The 18,868-nt window shown below is 36.6% G+C and carries 19 protein-coding genes, 1 tRNA gene and 1 other annotated feature; of the genes, 5 read left to right on the top strand and 15 right to left on the bottom strand.

Features of this window, described 5'->3' with window-relative positions; genetic code table 11:
- Positions 1–25: 25 nt before the first annotated feature.
- The 7 genes from OZZ83_RS11735 to OZZ83_RS11705 all read right to left on the bottom strand — a co-directional run bounded on the left by OZZ83_RS11735 (position 26) and on the right by OZZ83_RS11705 (position 4,227).
- On the bottom strand, positions 26–460 hold the full coding sequence (locus OZZ83_RS11735) for a GNAT family N-acetyltransferase (RefSeq protein WP_278023390.1): 435 nt from the start codon (positions 458–460) through the stop codon (positions 26–28).
- Between the two features lie 63 nt (positions 461–523).
- Positions 524–1,360, bottom strand: coding sequence for a sulfite exporter TauE/SafE family protein (locus OZZ83_RS11730; RefSeq protein WP_002313455.1), 837 nt, complete (start codon positions 1,358–1,360; stop codon positions 524–526).
- Positions 1,361–1,920: 560 nt separating this feature from the next.
- The gene (locus tag OZZ83_RS11725) at positions 1,921–2,223 is read right to left on the bottom strand and encodes a DUF1292 domain-containing protein (RefSeq protein WP_002295049.1); all 303 of its coding nucleotides are present in this window, start codon (positions 2,221–2,223) and stop codon (positions 1,921–1,923) included.
- A gap of 25 nt (positions 2,224–2,248) precedes the next feature.
- Positions 2,249–2,680 carry a Holliday junction resolvase RuvX gene (ruvX, locus tag OZZ83_RS11720; protein ID WP_002320247.1) on the bottom strand — a complete coding sequence of 144 codons (432 nt, stop codon included), beginning with the start codon at positions 2,678–2,680 and terminating at the stop codon, positions 2,249–2,251.
- Positions 2,677–2,943 (bottom strand): IreB family regulatory phosphoprotein, encoded by a 267-nt coding sequence (locus OZZ83_RS11715; RefSeq protein WP_002290885.1) that lies wholly within the window; start codon positions 2,941–2,943, stop codon positions 2,677–2,679. The genes ruvX and OZZ83_RS11715 overlap by 4 nt, the downstream gene beginning before the upstream one ends.
- 253 nt (positions 2,944–3,196) lie before the next feature.
- Complete coding sequence (locus OZZ83_RS11710) at positions 3,197–3,922, bottom strand: DNA/RNA non-specific endonuclease (RefSeq protein ID WP_002313453.1); 726 nt, start codon at positions 3,920–3,922, stop codon at positions 3,197–3,199.
- 234 nt (positions 3,923–4,156) lie between these two features.
- Positions 4,157–4,227, bottom strand: a tRNA-Gly gene (locus tag OZZ83_RS11705).
- Between the two features lie 116 nt (positions 4,228–4,343).
- Here OZZ83_RS11705 and OZZ83_RS11700 point away from each other — a divergent pair.
- Both OZZ83_RS11700 and OZZ83_RS11695 read left to right on the top strand, forming a co-directional pair.
- On the top strand, positions 4,344–5,096 hold the full coding sequence (locus tag OZZ83_RS11700) for a threonine/serine exporter family protein (RefSeq protein ID WP_002308449.1): 753 nt from the start codon (positions 4,344–4,346) through the stop codon (positions 5,094–5,096).
- Between the two features lie 15 nt (positions 5,097–5,111).
- Entirely contained in the window at positions 5,112–5,591 is a 480-nt protein-coding gene (locus tag OZZ83_RS11695; protein WP_002308447.1) for a threonine/serine exporter family protein, read from the top strand.
- 260 nt (positions 5,592–5,851) lie between these two features.
- Here the strand turns inward: OZZ83_RS11695 and OZZ83_RS11690 are convergent, their stop codons facing one another.
- The 3 genes from OZZ83_RS11690 to OZZ83_RS11680 form a co-directional block, all read right to left on the bottom strand.
- On the bottom strand, positions 5,852–6,628 hold the full coding sequence (locus OZZ83_RS11690) for a LytR/AlgR family response regulator transcription factor (RefSeq protein WP_278023369.1): 777 nt from the start codon (positions 6,626–6,628) through the stop codon (positions 5,852–5,854).
- Positions 6,629–6,891: 263 nt separating this feature from the next.
- The gene (locus OZZ83_RS11685; protein ID WP_002334887.1) at positions 6,892–7,728 is read right to left on the bottom strand and encodes a TIGR03943 family putative permease subunit; all 837 of its coding nucleotides are present in this window, start codon (positions 7,726–7,728) and stop codon (positions 6,892–6,894) included.
- A 10-nt stretch (positions 7,729–7,738) separates the two neighbouring features.
- Complete coding sequence (locus OZZ83_RS11680) at positions 7,739–8,668, bottom strand: permease (RefSeq protein ID WP_002312183.1); 930 nt, start codon at positions 8,666–8,668, stop codon at positions 7,739–7,741.
- Between the two features lie 192 nt (positions 8,669–8,860).
- Here OZZ83_RS11680 and OZZ83_RS11675 point away from each other — a divergent pair, with 192 nt between their 5' ends.
- A complete protein-coding gene (locus tag OZZ83_RS11675) occupies positions 8,861–9,214 on the top strand; it encodes a thioredoxin family protein (protein ID WP_278023370.1) in 354 nt (117 codons plus the stop codon).
- Between the two features lie 73 nt (positions 9,215–9,287).
- Here OZZ83_RS11675 and OZZ83_RS11670 read toward each other — a convergent pair whose 3' ends face one another.
- Positions 9,288–9,944, bottom strand: coding sequence for a redox-sensing transcriptional repressor Rex (locus OZZ83_RS11670; protein ID WP_002287746.1), 657 nt, complete (start codon positions 9,942–9,944; stop codon positions 9,288–9,290).
- A 225-nt stretch (positions 9,945–10,169) separates the two neighbouring features.
- On the opposite strand from OZZ83_RS11670, the gene OZZ83_RS11665 reads away from it, so the two are divergent.
- Positions 10,170–12,104 carry an ABC-F family ATP-binding cassette domain-containing protein gene (locus tag OZZ83_RS11665; protein WP_325066068.1) on the top strand — a complete coding sequence of 645 codons (1,935 nt, stop codon included), beginning with the start codon at positions 10,170–10,172 and terminating at the stop codon, positions 12,102–12,104.
- Positions 12,105–12,297: 193 nt separating this feature from the next.
- Complete coding sequence (locus OZZ83_RS11660; protein ID WP_073490265.1) at positions 12,298–13,911, top strand: FAD-dependent oxidoreductase; 1,614 nt, start codon at positions 12,298–12,300, stop codon at positions 13,909–13,911.
- 225 nt (positions 13,912–14,136) lie between these two features.
- Here OZZ83_RS11660 and OZZ83_RS11655 read toward each other — a convergent pair whose 3' ends face one another.
- The 4 genes from OZZ83_RS11655 to OZZ83_RS11640 form a co-directional block, all read right to left on the bottom strand.
- On the bottom strand, positions 14,137–14,895 hold the full coding sequence (locus OZZ83_RS11655) for a hypothetical protein (RefSeq protein WP_230309691.1): 759 nt from the start codon (positions 14,893–14,895) through the stop codon (positions 14,137–14,139).
- A gap of 205 nt (positions 14,896–15,100) precedes the next feature.
- Entirely contained in the window at positions 15,101–16,231 is a 1,131-nt protein-coding gene (locus OZZ83_RS11650) for a 5-methyltetrahydropteroyltriglutamate--homocysteine S-methyltransferase (protein WP_002345295.1), read from the bottom strand.
- A gap of 60 nt (positions 16,232–16,291) precedes the next feature.
- Positions 16,292–16,519, bottom strand: a binding site (T-box leader).
- A 378-nt stretch (positions 16,520–16,897) separates the two neighbouring features.
- Positions 16,898–17,020: a hypothetical protein gene (locus OZZ83_RS11645; RefSeq protein WP_002316446.1), complete on the bottom strand. Its 123-nt coding sequence runs from the start codon at positions 17,018–17,020 to the stop codon at positions 16,898–16,900.
- 81 nt (positions 17,021–17,101) lie between these two features.
- Positions 17,102–18,865: an ABC transporter ATP-binding protein gene (locus OZZ83_RS11640; RefSeq protein ID WP_278023372.1), complete on the bottom strand. Its 1,764-nt coding sequence runs from the start codon at positions 18,863–18,865 to the stop codon at positions 17,102–17,104.
- Between the last annotated feature and the right edge of the window lie 3 nt (positions 18,866–18,868).

Below are 18,868 nucleotides of genomic sequence, written 5' to 3'. Positions count from 1 at the left end.
TGACCAGGTATTTTTTGATAAAAATTTACAGGATTTTCAAAAATCTTTTTTGCATTTTATCGGAATGATAACCGATGTGTTCATATAATCGGTGTGCTTCTACTCTGTATTCTGCAGAATTAAGTCTTATTGCTGATATTCCTCGTCTTTTCGCTTCTTCTTCTACGCCAGTCATCAAGGCCTTTCCGATTCCTCTTTTTTCAGCATGTTTAGACACAGCAAGTGCCATAATATTGAACATCGGATCGCTGAAAATCGATTCATAGGACTCCGCATGTACATAGCCAGCTGCTTTTTTAGAAATAGGATCTTCATAAACCAAAAAAAAATTTTTTTCTGGCTCCTTCAACAGTTTCTTCATTTGTCTCATCGTAACGGTTAATGGTACATCATACCCTAATTGTTCCGCATTGATTTCTCGTAGTGCTTCTGCATCTCCTAAACACATTTCCCGCAACATCCAAATCACCAGCCAATTTTTATTTTTTTAAATGAATTTTTTTATCACAGTATACTCCTTTTTTCATTTAAAAAAAGACTTTTCAGTGATTTTGACTTGCTTGAATCCAGATCCTTCTAATGTTTGCAAGATGACGAAAGCATTGTAAAGATTGATCAAAAGAACCACGATGACAATCGCTTGAAAAATAAAGGTCACTTTTTTTGGAGACAAAATCCTGCTAAATCTTGCTCCCCACAAACCTCCAATAACAGCAGCGGGGATAACATAAAACAACATAGATAAATCAAAGCGCATAAAGCTACTTGTTAAAGCAATCGTTACCAATTTTGCCAGTTGAGAAAAGAAAATCGTAGATAGAGAATATAGTGTTGCTTCTTTTATTGGCAATGCAAACATCAGCATCAACAAAGAAACATTGACTGGTCCACCACCAATACCTAAAAAGCTAGCTAAAAAGCCCAGAACCACCCCACATATAAGGTACCAAGTCCATGACGTCAAATGAAATTTTGGCTGATGATGCTTGGTGTAGAAGAACGCAAAAACCAAGGTCAATACCGTCAAAAAAATTTGGATCAGCTGCACATGCTTCTCGTTTTCAAATAACTGTAAAAAAACTTCGAATACAATGTTGCCGACTACTCCTCCAACAACAGCTCCACTAGATACCCAACCGACAATCTGCCAATTCAGTGATTTCCCGCTTGATACTTGTCGCACAGTCGAAACAATGGACATCGTGAATACCGCAACTGTTGAGTAAAAAGAAATCCCTGCAACAGAATGGGCACCGATAAGATCAAGGATCGGTTTGATCAACACGCCTCCACCCATCCCGGAAATAGCGCCAACTGTATTCGCCAGAACGATCACCACAAAATAAATCAGACCAATCATCTTGTATTTCCTTTCTCTTGTTTATTTCTTTTGGCGATTTTTACTCTTTTCTTTTATTATACAGTAAAAGAAACAAACGAGGCTTCGAAAGCTTTTCTACTTTTTAAGGAAATTTAGTGCTAAACGAAAAGAGGTTCTGAAAAAGCTGTCCTGCATCAAGTAATAAGAACAGCCAAACAAAAATAGCTCCTCCTATTTTTCGTTTGGTTGGGCTTATTACCGCAGATGCAAGCTTTTGAACACCGTTTAAGAAAGAGGTCGTGAGCCTGCCGTTCAGCTCCGAGTTACAAGGAACAATTTCAAAAAAAGCTTCTCATGTTTGATGAATATTGTGACCGAGGAGTTGGTAGGAGAACACCGTTTAAAGAAGAGGCTGCGAAATCAGTGTTTTGACCTGATTATTAGAGAAACAAACGGCAAAATAGTTCTTCATATTTCGCCGTTTTTCGAGCGAATGCCGAGGAGCAACTGATTGAACATCGTTTATTTGGAAAAAGGGATTGTGACAAGACGTTTGTCACAATCCCTTTTTTTATATCTTATTCATTCATTCTTTCGTTCTATTCTTCTTCAGCCATAAATGTATTGAATACTTCTTCGATCATATCCCATTCTGCGTCTGTTTCGATTTGTTCTAACTCGCCTTCTGTTCCATCTTCATTTTCGATGTATGCATAAGCTTGTAATTCTACATCTTCATCTTCTGAAACACCAGCTGGATATAAAAGAACATAGTTACGTCCAAATTCTTCTTGTCCGTCAACTGTTAGCAAGATTTCGTATAATGTTTCATTTCCTTGGTCATCCACCAATGTGATGTGTTCGTGTCCTTCGTGTTCGTGGGAATGGTTATGTTCTGTCATAAGATTACCTCTTTTCTTTTTATTATTAAAATAATTGCTTACCTGAGCCGTCTAAATAATTTTGTAAAATCATCACAGCTGCTAATTTATCGATGACTTTTTTTCGTTTCGCTCTTGAAGTATTTGCCTGCTCTACTAGCATACGTTCTGCCTGAACAGTGGTTAGTCGTTCATCTTGATAATCAACCGGCAAGGAGAATAGTTCTTTGATCTTCTCTCCATATAACATGGAAGCTTCTGCCCTTGGTCCGATGGAATTGTTCATATTCTTAGGTAATCCAACTACAAAACGGTCTACTTCGTACTGCGCCACTAATTCCTTCAACCGATCAAAGCCAAACTCTTCTTCTGCTTCATTGATTCGAATGATTTCTACACCTTGAGCTGTCCAGCCAAAGGGATCGCTCACAGCAACGCCTACTGTCTTAGAACCGACATCCAAGCCCATTACTCTCATAAATTCACTCCATGATTTGAGAGGTAGTCTTTGACAATTACTTCCATGATTTCATCGCGTTCGTGACGGCGAATCAAATTTCGTGCATCACGATAACGAGGAATGTAGGCCGGGTCTCCAGAAAGCAAGTAGCCGACAATCTGATTGATTGGATTGTAGCCTTTTTCTTCCAAAGCCCGATAAACAATCGCTAATGTTTCGCTCACTTCTTTTTTGCGACTATCGTCAAAACCAAAACGTACGGTTTCATCTGTAAAACCCATGATTCTACACCTCTTTCCCGCAAGGTAATTCCAGCTTACCTTCTACACCCTTATTTTACTCGAAGAAAGGGAAAACTACAAACAAATATTCCAAACTTCTGAATAAATTAAGAAACATGATTTGTCTGATTTTTCCTTTTTTCTGTGGCTTTTTCAAAAGCCCTCTTTCCATAAAGTATACGCTATATTTCTTTGAAAGTATGTTTTTACACATTTTTTTCATAAAGTTCATAAAAAATTCGAATTGCTGCTACTAGTTTTTCGTTTTCATTGCTTGCCCTGTCTCATAATTGATGGTGTAGCCATCTTGAACATTGTAGATAAAGACATTGAATTCAATTTTTTTGTCTTCAATACTTTCTGCTTCCAACTGCACACCTCTTGCTACCAGTTCATTTCCCTCGAAATGAGGAGTGACACGATAGCGTACATGATGATTTGTTTCTTTGATATATGCCGCAATATCATTTTCGTGGGCAAGCATGTACGGAGCATTCAACGAACGTGTCCCTGTCATTAAGTTTTTAATGTTATTATTTTGACCAGTCAACTGGAAACCAATCAAATGGCTGCGGTTGTATAACCATTGTCCGTCACTTAACTTCTTTTGTTTCCAACCTGTCGGATCAATATACAAAGGTTCTCTCTTTTCAGTAGGAAACAAGTCTTTTCCCAACATCGCATTGGCTTGTCCTACTCTGTTCAATTTGTCTATATTTGAATAGCTTTCCCATGTCCCTTTGGAAAGACTAAGATCCTCTTTTGTAAACTCCGGCTGATTCCCATTGATTTCTATTTCTTGATGTTTTCCATCATATTCTGGTACATCCGCTACTTGAGAAGCTTGCGGTGTGGAATCAAAAATAGTTGTAATTTGTTGGAAGATATCTGAATCTTTTTGTGTGGTGGAAATACCGAGTGCCCCTGCAATGACAGCAGCGACGATCCCCACGATCGCCTTGGTTGTTTTTTTGCTCATTTCTTTACTCCTTTACTAACAGCTCCCTAAATCTTAACATATGTTCCCCTATAAATAAATACTGGAAAGAAATAGAAACAGTAAAAAAATAAAACCAGTTTTTAGACGGCTTAAAACACAAAAAAGAGACGGATTCCTCGTCTCTAATCGTTCACAACTCTATCTGTGAGGTATTTATTATCATTAAAATTTTTTCATAATCAAGACAATACGTTGATTTCACACCCTCTTTTAAGCGGGTGACGGGAATCGAACCCGCGACATCAGCTTGGGAAGCTGGGATTTTACCACTAAACTACACCCGCGATACAAAAATAGTATACGCCTCTTTTACTCCTTCCTCAAGTTTTTTTATTCTTTACGCTTCCGATATGTTTTGTAGTAAAATAAAACTAATCAATCAATTATTGGAGAAGATGCTATGACGGGAAAAGAATTAGATCTGCTGCTAGACACTTGTCTACTCGCTGGGAAAATCATGATGGAAAGCAATGCAGAGATGTATCGAGTAGAAGATACGATGAGTCGAATTGCTTTAGCTTCTGGAAATTTCCGTTTGGTCAGCTATGTCACGCAGACTGGTCTCTTTATTGGTCTTGATCGTACCTCGACCATTCGAATGGAACAAATCACCAACCGTTCGATTAATTTAGAAAAAGTAGTAAAAGTGAATGATCTTTCACGTAAGTATGTTGCTTCAGAACTAACATTAGAAGAACTTTACAGTGAATTGCAGGCAATCGACCGAGACCGTTCGTTCTTTCCTGTCTGGTTGCAGATCGTTAGTGCGGCAGTTATCAGTGGAACAATCATGGTGTTATTCGGCGGAAAGATGACCGATTTGCCTGTGACTTTAGTTATTGGTGGATGGGGATACGCAGTTTATCTGTATAGTTTGAAATTTTTTAGAATCAAATTTTTATCGGAATTTTTATCTTCTTTATTGATTGGCATAGCTGCTATCTACAGTGTTCGTTTTGGCTTAGGAAGCAATCAGGATTTAATTATTATCGGATGTGTGATGCCTTTGGTTCCTGGGGTTCAAATTACGAACGCTATCCGTGATTTGCTAGCTGGCCATTATGTGTCAGGGGTTTCTCGCGGAACAGAAGCGATGATGACTGCTACGATGATCGGTTTTGCGATTGCTTTTATTTTCCAGCTTTTTTATTAAGAAAGGAGCACGAGTATGGGCACGTTATTTATTCAATTTTCTTTTAGTTTTTTAGCGACTGCGGCATTTGCCATTGTTACAAATGTCCCTAGGCGTTCATTGATTTGTTGTGGTCTTTCTGGTGCTTTCGGCTGGATGATTTACTGGATCTGTGTTCAAATGGGCGGATCTGCTGCTTTCGGGTCATTGCTTGGCTCTTTAGGAGTCGCATTCATCAGTGATCTTTTCTCTAAACGTTTGAGAATGCCTGTAACGATTTTCAATATTCCTGGGATGGTTCCTTTAGTCCCTGGTGGTTTGGCTTATCAAGCGGTTCGAAATCTCGTTACTGAATCCTATCAAGAAGCAGCTCATTATGCGGTCCAAGCAATCATGATAGCTGGAGCAATTGCTTTAGGTCTCGTATTATCGGAAGTCTTTAACCATAACATCCGCAACTTCAAAGTAAAGCGCGATGCCATCATGTTGAAACGAAAAAAACGGCTTTTTAAATAAACGAAATGTAACAAAGAAAAGGATATGACAGAAATAATTAGCTTCACGAAATAAGACAGGATTCATGAAAAAGGTTTCTTAAATTTTTGTGAATCCTATCTTATTTTTCGAAGAAACTACTTCTGGAACACTGTTTAGTAGAAATGGTGAAAGCAGCGTCTTGGTCTGAGTATTAGCAAACAAAATGGAAAAAGGAACTTGCATGATTAACTTAAGTCTGTTTACTAAAAAGTGAGATATGATCCTTTATTTTTAATTGTTTAAAATGATTCATTCCTTATCTTTTCTTGAATAAATTTCTTTAGTTTATCAATACTTCTCTTACCCATCTCTAGTTGTTCTCCATTCGTAAACGTTACTACTTCATTTACTCGGTTAATAGATGCAATGTTTTCAGTATTAATGATGTAGGCTTTTAAATCTTTACATAAATACTCATATTCCAGTGTTTTTTTATATTTTTTTATTGTGCCGTTTATGAGTGCCTCTTCGTCTTTCAATACCAAGCCTATCTTATTTTTATAACCTGGCATACTCATTAGATAAAGAATTTCATCGTAATGGATATAATGATCGCTATTGCCATAACGAACAGACGTCCACTTTTTTTTGTTTGCTTGTTGAACAGGCTCGTTCTCTTTTTCTTTCAATAAGTAACTTTGGATGTTTTTTTTATTTTTTTCATAAGTGAATTCTTTTATCAAATACCTGCTAGGCGTAATATTTCGGTTAATAACAGCTATTGCTTTATTCGGATGAGAGGTCAAATAAACAATTCTACACTTCGCATTCTTTTCTCTAAGCATTTCTCCTAGTTCAATCCCGCTGTAATAAGCGTTCAAATCGATATCAAGAAAAAAAATATCCGATGAACGAATATCATTGTTTTTGACAAATTCAACAAACTGCATGACGTTCAATCCCTTGATTATCTCGAAATTCCAAGGAATCAGTAAATTTCTGGATTCTTCTAAAATATCTTCTATCATTTTTTCAAAAACCAAACTGTCATCCAAAATAAATATACGTGTTATCATACAAAGTACCTCCACTTGATATTTTACTATTTAAATTATTGCATACCATTTTTCTAAATATATTTTAGGAATAAATTGTAATTCTCTTCACAATCTTTTCCAACACCTTTGAAACCGCTATTAACTACATTCAGCATGCAACTTCTAAAATAAATATCATTTTACAAAACATATCAAATAGCCAAATATCTCATACAAAAAAAGCCAGACAACCGACGTCCTTACACGTCAACTGTCTGAGCTATGTTCATTTATTTTTTCTTTTAAAAAGAACGATACACATACTGATTTTTCGGAGCAGAGACTTTCTCAGCGTTTGTCACAACTACAGATGGAATTTCACGCTTGAATGGTTGATAATAGTCCGATTGGATGGTTCCTTCTATTTTATACCACTCATCGTTTTTAACCGTTACTCCTTCCGGCATATGTGTTAACAATCCAAAGACTCCTGAATCTGCCACACAATGGATAATACCGAATCGGAACAAGAAGATATCTTCATTGCTATCGTTTGGTGTTTGGTAAACAAATCCTTCGTAGCTGATTTTTTTGCCAATGAATTCGCTAGGGTAATTATAGATCAGCTCCATGACTTCTAAATAATTTTCATCTGTGATCTCGATAGTCTGCTTATCCCCATACTTCTCTTTCAGTTCATTCATTTGGTCTAAATAGTCTGATTTGTTGAAATAAATACTTGTATCTGGCTTTAGGTATTGCGTCTGCATCTCTGGGTCCCCTACCGATTCTTTGCTTACCGGAAAATTAAATCCTTTGGCTTCTACGATCGTAGTATCCAGACTAACTGTTGGAAACAACGTACCAACGATCACTGGCAAAGCAAGCAGTACATAAGCGATTCCACGTTGATAAGGTTTTGACAACCCATGGTCATGATCGTGCTCGTGTGCCTTTTCCTCTGCTTTTCCGTTTTTGACCCACAAATACAGCTGAACTAAAGCCAAAAGAGCAGATAAAATCATTGAAAGAATAGCTAAGTAGCGATAATGGACATTGATATATTGATCAAGTTTGCCAGAAACTTGCAAATACATCATCAATTCGAAATAGCCAGATAAAATCAAAAACCGCAGCATATTTTTCCTCCTAGATAAATAATGTGAATCCAACAACGCTAAGGGCAATCAGTCCGATCAGCGATAAAATAAAACGTCCTGTAAAATATCGTTTCATCATCAATAGATTTTTGATATCGACCATTGGACCAAAAACCAAAAAGGCAGCTACAGGTGCTGTGCCGAACAGACTTAACAAAGAAGACCCGATAAACGCATCTGCCTCTGAACAAAGAGACATCGTAAAAGCTAATAACAGCATGATAATGATGGCTAAAATCTTTGTTGAGCCGAGCGTTAGCATCATTCTAGTTGGTAAATAAGTCTGCATCGCAGCTGCGATTAACCCACCAATGATCAAATAACGACCTGTATCAAAAAATTCATCGATTGAATGTGTCAACACATGCCCAGTTTGATGGATCAGCCGATTTTTTGGTTCATTCTTATCACTGTGTTCTTCTTCATGCACATGATGATGGTGATCTTCTGCTACTTTAGAGGAGATTTTTTCTTTCAATACAGCGTCTTTTTGAAAATAGGCAAGCCAGACACCAATCACAAGGGCAACAAAAAAGCTGCCCATCACCCGCCAGCTTGCCATCTGCCAAGAATTGCCAAATGCGATAAACGTGGAAAAAATCACAATGGGATTAATGATTGGCGCTGTCAGCATAAAAGCAAATGCTGTGTGGACCGGCACGCCTTTTTTTACAAACTGATGAACGATTGGTACGATGCCGCATTCACATGAAGGAAAGAAAAATCCTAAGATCGAACCAGTAAAAATAGAGAATATACGATTTTCAGGAAGCCATCGCTTCACACGTTCTGGGGTCAAAAATACTTGTAAGGCGCCTGAGATAAGACAACCTAATAGTACAAAGGGTAATGCTTCGATAACAATTGATAAGAAAATCGTACTCATCTGCAAAACCGAATTGGGAATAAAAGAAAACATGAGTTTCCTCCTTTTCATTTCTAGTTCATTCGCTTTGCAAATATACGCTTTTATTCAAAAAAAAACAAGTTGCTCTGTAAATTTTTACACAACTCTTATTTTTTATCGAAGCAATTCAATTGACTTTTTCTATTATTCCCATTAGATTAAGGACTCGTACATATCACTGCTATCACAAAAAGGAGAATAAAAATGAAACAAACCACTAACTTGTCTGAAGTTCAAGACATACTGCAACAATCATCCGTTGCCATCGTTTATCTTTCGATGCCTAATTGCAGTGTTTGTCACGCTGTTCGTCCACGACTAGAGGAACTTCTCACACATTATGATATTCCGGCACTTCATTTGGATGCATTTGAAACACCAGAAGTAGCTAGTAAATTTGAAGTGCTGACTGCGCCAGTTGTTCTGATTTTTCATCAAGGCAAAGAGGTCTTTCGGCAAGCGCGGTTCATCGACTTTAAAAAAATCCGTCATTTACTAGATGAACTGACAGCAGAAGATGACTCTCTTTCTTATGAAGAAATCTTTCGAACAGAATAATCATTATCCAAACAGAAAAAAGCGATTGAACAAGTGAAAGTTTTGCCTTCATTTGTTCAATCGCTTTTTATTTTTATTCTGCTGTATTTTCGGAATGCGCATTTGCGTCAGAATGCAAGAAATAGATCAAGGTTTGCAATTCATTCGTCAAATCAACATTTTGGATCAATACATCTGACGGAGCATTCAATCGAGCAGCGGTAAAGTTCAAGATTCCTTTGATTCCTGCTTCCGTTAACTGATTGACTACTTCTTGTGCTCTTTCAGCGGGAATCGTTAAAATCGCTACTTCGATTTGCTGGATCTTGATTTGTTCCGACATATCTTCCATTGGATAAACGGGGATACCATCTACGATGCGTCCAACGATTTCTTCATTCACATCAAAAGCACAACTGATACGTATGCTATTACTTTGATGGAATTTATATTTTAGTAAAGCACTTCCCAAGTTCCCTACACCAATCAGCGCAACATTTGTCAATTGATCATCATTTAATGTCTTCGCAAAAAAGTGCATAAGATCTTCTACATCATACCCATACCCACGTTTTCCTAATTCGCCAAAATAAGAAAAATCTCGACGGATCGTTGCGCTATCTACTTGAACGGCTTCACTTAATTCAGTTGAAGACACTTTTTTCTTTCCAGCATTATTTAAAATCCTTAAATAACGATAATACAAAGGCAGTCTTTTAGCTGTCGCCTTTGGAATAATATGATCTTTCACGAAATGACCTCCACGTATTGTCTAATTACATCTTTGATTTCTCCATCATAGCAGTATTTATAGGAAAAAATCAATTCCATTGCTCAGATATTGTGAAATTTTATTCTTTATTCATTTATTTATCATTTCTGCAAATCTCGCAGTATAATGGAATTTATGGTAGACTACTAATTGAAAAATAGTTTTTTATTTGAGGAGAATTCACAAAGTAGAAAAGAGGATTCCATGATATTATTACAAGCCAATCAGATTGCTCGCCATTTTGGTGCAGAAGTCTTATTTGAAAACATACATTTAGAAATCAGTACAGGCGCTCGTGTCGCTTTAGTTGGCAGAAATGGCGCCGGAAAATCAACTTTATTCAAGATCATTGCTGGAATTGAAGCGCCAGATGAAGGAAAGATCGCTAAAAATAAAACAGCGACTCTCGGATACCTCGCTCAGGACACAGGACTTGATTCCAATGAAACAGTGTGGAACGAGATGCTGAAAGCTTTTGAACAAGTTAGACAAATGGAACAGCGGATGCGCGAACTAGAGATTTTCATTAGCGAAGGTACGCCAGATACACCCGCTTATACTTCTTATTTAAAAGAATATGATCGACTGCAACACGATTTTTCGGATCGAAACGGCTATGGTTATGAAAATGAAATTCGTTCCGTATTGCATGGGTTTAAATTCGATTCTTCCTTTTATGACCAGAAAATCGATACTTTATCAGGTGGACAGCGTACACGTTTAGCTCTAGCTCGCATGCTTTTACAACACCCTGACATTTTGATTCTAGACGAACCCACGAACCACTTGGATATTGAGACACTTTCTTGGCTTGAAAATTATTTGCAAAGCTATACCGGTGCATTACTGATTGTTTCCCATGACCGTTATTTTTTAGATAAAGTAGTCAATGAAGTCTATGAATTAAGCAGAAGAAAAATGCGCCATTACAAAGGCAACTACTCGAAGTATCTAGACTTGAAAGCAGAACAGCTGACAAGTGAATGGAAGGCTTATGAAAAGCAACAGACAGAGATCCACAAATTAGAAGACTTCGTTGCTCGGAATCTTGTTCGTGCCTCTACCACTAAACGGGCGCAAAGTCGCAGAAAGACATTAGAAAAAATGGAACGTCTGGATCGTCCTCAAGGGGATGAGAAACAAGCAAACTTTTTTTTCAGTATAGAAAAACCTTCTGGAAATGTTGTCTTGCAAATCGAAGATGCCGCTATCGGATATGATGATGTCACCTTATCTGAACCAATCAATTTGGATATCCGTCGTCAAGAAGCGATTGCTCTAGTTGGTCCGAATGGTATCGGAAAATCAACGTTGCTGAAATCGATCATCCACCAGATTCCTTTTATCCGTGGCAAAGAAACGCTAGGGACAAATGTCACCATCGGCTATTACGATCAAGGGCAAGCTGATCTGCATACAAACAAGACGATTCTAGCAGAATTGTGGGATGAGCATCCTACCACTCCTGAAAAAGACATTCGAAGTGCTTTAGGTGCTTTCTTATTTTCTGGCGAAGATGTAGAAAAACCAATCCCTCTGTTAAGTGGCGGTGAAAAAGCACGGGTTGCTTTAGCCAAATTAGCGATGAACAAAGAAAATTTTTTGATTTTGGATGAGCCAACAAACCATTTAGATATTGACAACAAAGAAGTATTAGAAAATGCATTGATCGATTACGACGGCACACTGCTTTTTGTTTCCCATGACCGATATTTCATCAATCGGATCGCGACAAAAGTCGTCGAACTCTCTGAAAATGGCAGTAAAGTCTATCTTGGAGACTATGATTATTATTTAGAGAAGAAACAGGAAGAAGAAGAAATCGCCGAATTATTGGCACAAGATGAGCCAGAATCCGCTCCTGCTCCTACGAATAAATCCGATTATTACCAAAGCAAAGAACAGCAAAAGCTTATCCGTAGCCTTCAACGAAAAATCACTCAGGTTGAAGAAGAAATGACGCGGATCGATGAATGGATCGATCGGTTGGAACAAGAAATGGTCGCACCAGAAAATCTGGAAGATCACGTAAAACTCAATGAGCTGAACCAAGATTTAGAAGCTGCTAGACAAGATCAAGAAACAAAATTGACGGAATGGGAAGAACTAAGCTTGGAATTAGAAGAATACGAGAATTAAAAGCCAATGGAAAGAGGTTGTGACAGCACTGTTGTCATAGCCTCTTTCTTTTTTATGCAGAAACATAGCGAAACCGTTCTCTTTTTCTTACTATTTTTCTCTACTGACAAAATAAACAATAATTTTCCGGCACAATTATTTGCTGTTTTTTACCATAACATAGTACGATCAACGTAGAAAAGGAGATGTTTTTATGAAAGTTGTTGTCATTGGCGGTGTAGCTGGCGGTCCTTCGTTTGCCACTCGTTTCCGTCGATTGAATGAAGCGCACGAAATCATTATCTATGAACGCGGAGAAAATATTTCTTATGCAAGTTGTGCTTTGCCTTATTATTTAGGAGGTGTGATCACTGACCGTGACTCGCTGATCGAACGTACACCAGAAATATTGAAAACAAAAAACAACATCGATGTCTTTACTAAACACGAAGTAACAGCAATCGATCCTTCTACTAAGCGATTAACAGTTAAAGACCTATCCACAAATGAAGAAACAAAAACAGATTACGATAAGTTGATCATCTCTTCTGGTGCTAGACCAGATTATCCGGATATTCCCGGAGTTTTTGAAGCAGAAAACGGCTTTGTCCTCCGTAGTGTGACGGATGCGGATCGAATCAAATCGTTTCTTGAAGAAAAAAAACCACAACATGTTGTCATCCTTGGCGCAGGTGTTATGGGTCTGGAATTAGCTGAGAATTTCAAGCATCGCGGCTTAGACGTGACTTTAATCGATCAATTGCCACAAGTCGCTTTCCCTTATGATCCAGAAATTGCTGATTTAGTTTATGACAAATTGCTGAAAGAAGGATTAGCCGTTCATTTAGAAACAAGAGTTACTGAGATCCGTGATAAAGGTCGAGAAATAGTATTATCAGATGGCTCCGTCCTTTCTGCTGATATGCTAATCTTTGCTGTTGGTGTTTCTCCGAATAATGAAGTGGTGAAAGCAGCCGGCATACAATTATCAGATACAGGCCAGATCATTGTTGATGACCAGTTACAAACCAATCTGCCGGACATCTATGCGATTGGCGATATTATCGAAACGACTAGTGTAGTGACTGGTCAGCCGATCCAAAGTATGCTTTCCAGTGCGGCCAATCGTCAAGGACATATGTTGGCAGATATTTTAAATGGTACGCCTATGCGCTATCGCGGATATATTGGTGCGGGTGTCGCAAAAATCTTTGATCATACAGCAAGTTATGCGGGAATGACAGAACATGCATTAAAAGCATCAGGCATAACAAATTATAAAACTGTTTTTATCACTCCTTTTGACCATGCCTATTTCTATCCAGAAGCTACAAGATTAAATCTAAAGCTGATTTTTGATGCAGATAGCGGTCGGATTTTAGGTGGACAAGCATTTGGAGAAAAGGGAGTCGACAAACGGATGGGAGAACTTTCTGTAGCGATCACCGGAAACTTGACAGTCTTTGATTTGCCTGATTTGGAGTTGCCTTACTCTCCACCGTATTCTACTACCCGTGACCCGTTGAATATAGCTGGTTATGTCGCAATCAATCAAATGACAAATATCGTAGAAACGATCAAAGCAAGTGATATACCCGAAAACGATTTGAAAGAAGCGTTCTTTTTAGATATACGTGAACCTAATAAAGTACCTTCTGGCAGTATCTCGGCAACAAAAAATATTCCAATGAATGAGTTACGAGATCGAATCAATGAAATCCCAAAAGATAAAAAAGTTTACATTACTTTTAGAAGAGGATTGAATACTTATACTTCTGCACGAATCTTGTCAGGTTTGGGTATCAAAGCGATTTTGATTGAAGAATAAAAAAAACGACCGCGGTGGGTGGCCGCGGTCTAGGAGTTATTTTTACTTGAGGAGTAAAAATGAAAAAGTATATAGGGTTGTTGGTTGGTATGTATATAGAATAGAAGATAAATGTGAAGAAATTGTGCATTATTTCTTCACATTTATTAGGTTATAGTTTAAGAAAGTTTAAATATTCCACAGTTTGGTTATTTTAGGCGTTTCTTTTCATAAAATTATCAGGCATCATCTTAGTTTCTCAGCACTAGGAACTAATAAAACACTCTTTTTGGATTTTTCTTCTGTTTTTCTCTTATCTGATAAAGTTTGTTTTAATTCCTCTAATCTCGCTAAATCGATTGGTTTACGTTCCGTGATACTAGGAACTGGTGTGCTGAGAACCGCTTTTCTATATTTATAATATTTTTCCACCATCTCGTTGATTTTATAATGACGAGGGGCTATTCGACTGATTATTTCTTCTATAACTTCGTCATTCAATTTTCTATTTGGGAGATTTCCATCAAGGCAACTGATCAAAAGATTATAGCGTATTTGGACTTTTCTTTCTAATTCTTCAACGAATGGTCCACTAGTATTTGATACTTTTAAGAAATTTAATTTTTCTGATTCTATATTCAACCAATAATGAAGATAATCAGATAAATATAATTTATTTTTCAGTTTCTTAACCATCTCCTCTCTAAAATTCCCCACACATTCGTCTGGTACAGTATCGATAGAATAGGGCATCAAGGTCACTTGTGCTGATTCTACTATAGCGCCTAACCGATTATATGATTCTTCTATCGAATTAGACTGACTAGTTTCTTTCGCGTAGTATTTCCTGTAAGGTTCTAATTTTTTTAACAGATCCATATTCACATCAAATCCCACTGCTTGAAAATGAGCATTTGGCTTCTGTTGGCTTTCGTTACTTTGACTCACAAAATCATATCGCTTATTTTTTTTGAAAAATCTCGATAATATTTCATATCTATTCATACAGTCTTCTCCCTTTCTTTTGTCGATTACCATGTCATTTTATTGAAAAGAGGGAAAGGTCATTTTTTTCCTTTTGGTTTATAGAAAATGAAAGATATAGTGAAGGATTTATCGGATTCGATTGGTCATACATGTAGGATCAGGAAATAAAAAAAGTGGATTTCTCCACTTCATAAAAATCTAGCTTTTTGGAACACTACATTTTTTATAGCCAAACTTCTTTTGCGACTTGCTGCAATAATTGGATTTTCTTCCATTGTTCTTCTTCTGTTAAATGGTTTCCTTCTTCTGTTGAAGCAAACCCACATTGAGGACTGATACTTAGATTTTCCAACGGTACAAATTGTTGTGCTTCTTTTATTCGTTCTTTTATCTTCTCCGTATCTTCCAAATCTGGAAACTTAGAAGTGACTAATCCTAAAACGACTTTACTTTCTTTATTATTCCAATGTCTTAAAGGGGTAAAATCACCTGCTCGGTCAGAATCGTATTCCAAAAAGAAACCATCATAATTCGTTGAAAATAACTCTTCTGCAATGGGTTCATATCCACCGGAGAACAGCCACGAAGAAGCGTGATTCCCGCGGCAGATATGTGTCGTGATCGTCAAATCTTCTGGTTTGTCTTCCAGTGCGTTATTGATAATCTCTGTACAAATATGAGCCATTTCTTTCGGATCAATTCCTTTTTGAAGAAGTGTTTCTCTTTTAGTTTGATCAGCTAGAAACGCCCAATTTGTATCATCGAATTGCAGGTAACGGCAACCTTTTTCATAAAAAGCATGAATCGCTGCTTTGTAAGTAGATGACAAGTCCTCATAAAAATCAGATAGATCAGGATAGATCTCATTGATTTTTGAAGAACCATCGTTAGATAGAATCTCTTGTCGTAAAATCATCGTGGGACTAGGGATCGTTGCTTTTGCAACAAAAGTATCATCTGTTTCCACTACTTCTTTCAGAAAAGCAAAATCTTTTAAAAATGGGTGGTTTGGATTGAAAGATAATTTATCTACTACTCGAATATTATAAGCTGGTGCTGCTTTCCCGTGGAATGTTTGATTATATCCAGTTTCTGGAACATAACCTTCGATACCATTTAGTTCTTCTAAAAAATCTAGATGCCAAAATCCGCGCCGAAATTCGCCATCCGTAATTCCTTTGATGCCCACTGCTTTTTGATCTTCTACTAATCTCTTTATCTCCTGATCTTCGATTGTACGAAGTTCTTCTTTTGAAAGTAAGCCTTCTTGAACTTTTTTTCTTGCTTTTTTGATTGATTGCGGACGTAAGAAACTTCCGACATGATCTACTGTAAATGGTTTGTTTTTGCTCATTTCACTCACTCTTTTCTTTGTTTTTTTGTAAAAAAAAATCCTTTTACTAGCAAATACTAGTAAAAGGACGACTATACTCGTGGTACCACCTTTTTTCAGAAAAAACATTCTTTCTCTCAGCCTGACAATAAAATCAGTGGTCTTGGTAACGAAAGACTGTTCGTTTTTGCCTACCTTTCGACAAAAAATCCTCTAAGGCCATTTTCGACAGTCAACTTCTAGCTTTTTACACCAACCAAAGCCTCTCTTGAACCATTTCCTGTCTACTTTCCTTCTCATCGGATACTATTAGAATAAAATTAGAATAGCATGTTTGAAAGAAAAGTCAATAGGGGATAAGAACAAACAAAAACTAATTTGTTATCTTTAGATTACTTCCTTAAAATAATTATATCCGTTTTAACTACATAAAAAGGACTTAATTTTGGAAAAATTCCCATCAAAACTAAGTCCTTTTTATTATAGTTATGCAAATTTGCTGATTTCATCATTATTTCCGATACATGAATCTATAATACGCTTTTCTTTACTAGTTTCTCAAGTTAGTTTAAAAATTTGGAAAACAACTCCTGTATATGTCACAATTCCAATAAATTATAAAAAAGTAGTGCGGTAATAACAGCTACCACACTACTTCTCGCTCAGTACCATTTTAAAGAATAAATATTAGCATAATAATCCACAGATTGCACCTAAACAAATCCCCCCACAAATTGCTCCAATACCAATTCGTTCATTAGGGGTATCTTGTTGTTGCGCAACGCTAGATTGTACCGTTACTTCTTGCATTGTTTTAGCACCTCCATATGTTTTATTAGTTATATCAAGTTACGGACAATAAACTTCGTAATTCAACATAAAATTTGTTTTTTATCCAACATTACTCACACTGATATTACTTTTAGATAAGAATTGATTATCAACATATCTCTTGTAGGTATCATGATTTTTAAGTAAATCATAGTGGTTACCTTTTCCGGTTATTTTTCCATGTTCAAGAAATAATATTTCATCTGAATCCATGATCGTTGAAAGTCTATGGGCAATAATAATTGTAATTTTATCTTTAGATAACTTTTTAATTGCACTCTGAATTATCTTTTCAGAATCAGCATCTAAATTAGCAGTAGCCTCATCAAAAATTAGGATAGGTGCATCTTTAAGAAAAGTTCTAGCAATCGCTACTCTTTGCTTTTCTCCGCCAGATAAATTTTTTCCTCTTTCTTCAATTTCCAATTGTAAATTACCTGTATTTTCGGTAAGCCTATTTAATAGATTGGTTTGGATTAGTGCTTCCTTACACTCCTGAATAGTTACTTTCCGATTTATCCCATGGGTGAGATTTTCATACAATGTTCCAGAAAGAACTGGCGTATCTTGTGAAACATAGGCTAGATTATCTCTCCAATTTTGAAGTGGGATTTCGCTAATGTCCCCTGATTGAGTTGCAATTTTCCCTGAGTTTGGAACATAAAATCTTTCAATTAGTGATAATATAGTTGTTTTTCCTGCGCCGCTGGGACCAACAATTGCGATTTTTTTTCCTTTTGCAGCTTGAAAAGATATGCTATCAAGTGTAGGTTTTTTATCTTCTTGATAACAAAAAGTAACCTCAAAAAATGATAGTTTTTCAATCTCTAAAGTTGCTAAATTTTCACTAGTTTCATACGGTTCTATCTCACATCGTAAAATTTCCAAAACTCGTTGTACTGCTCCCCGAGTACTCTGCATAGCATTAAAAAAAGAAGAAATGTTAGACAATGGATTTATCAACTGAAACATATATAAAAGGAATGCCATCAACGTTCCACTGGTGAGTGTTTCATGTACGACACGATATTGTCCAAATGCAAGTACACCCGTGAAACTAACCATCAATAATAGTAATATTACTGGCGTAATTAACGCTTGAAGTTTAGAAACTGCAAAACCTGTTTTAAACAAGCTTTTAATTTTTTCATCTCCTCGGTCTTCTTCAAATTTTTCGGCATTTGCTGATTTAACTAATTTTATTTCACCTAATATCTGATTAGAAAATCCTGTCAAGTTAGCAAGCTGATCTTGATTCTTTCTGGATAGCTTAGACATTCTTTTACCTATAGGAATTGTTACTAATGCTATTGTTGGGACTACTAACAGAATAAGCACTGTCATTTGTACATCCATAGCAATCAAAATAATCACAGAACCAATTAACGTAATACAACTGTTTAAAAAAAGTGGTATTTGTACTGTAATCATGTTTTTGATTGAAACCGAATCATTGATCAAGTAGCTAGTCAGTTCCCCAGAGCTTAGGCTATTAAAGTAGTTGACTTTCAATCTTAATAATTTATGCCATATTGTGATTCGTGTGTCTGAAACAATTTTTTCTCCCTGAAAAGCTAAGATGATACTGGAAATATAACTGAATACTAATTGAACTATCAATATCATTCCCAGTATGAAGAAATCTTTCATTCCAATGTTCTCATAAGAAAAACTATCAATAACATTTCTTATAATCAATGGAAGCATTAAACTAGCAATTGTTCCAACGATACTTAAAAAAAATGCAATTCCAACCAGAAGACGAGAAAAATTTGACTGTCTCAGCAGATAAACTATTCCTTTTTTTTCGATCAAGTTTTCCATTGT

The organism is Enterococcus sp. E5-162 (assembly GCF_035725965.1).
GTDB classification, from domain to species: domain Bacteria; phylum Bacillota; class Bacilli; order Lactobacillales; family Enterococcaceae; genus Enterococcus_B; species Enterococcus_B lactis.
The sequence above is the reverse complement of the archived record's forward strand: the minus strand, read 5'-3'. Positions and strand labels throughout refer to the sequence as shown.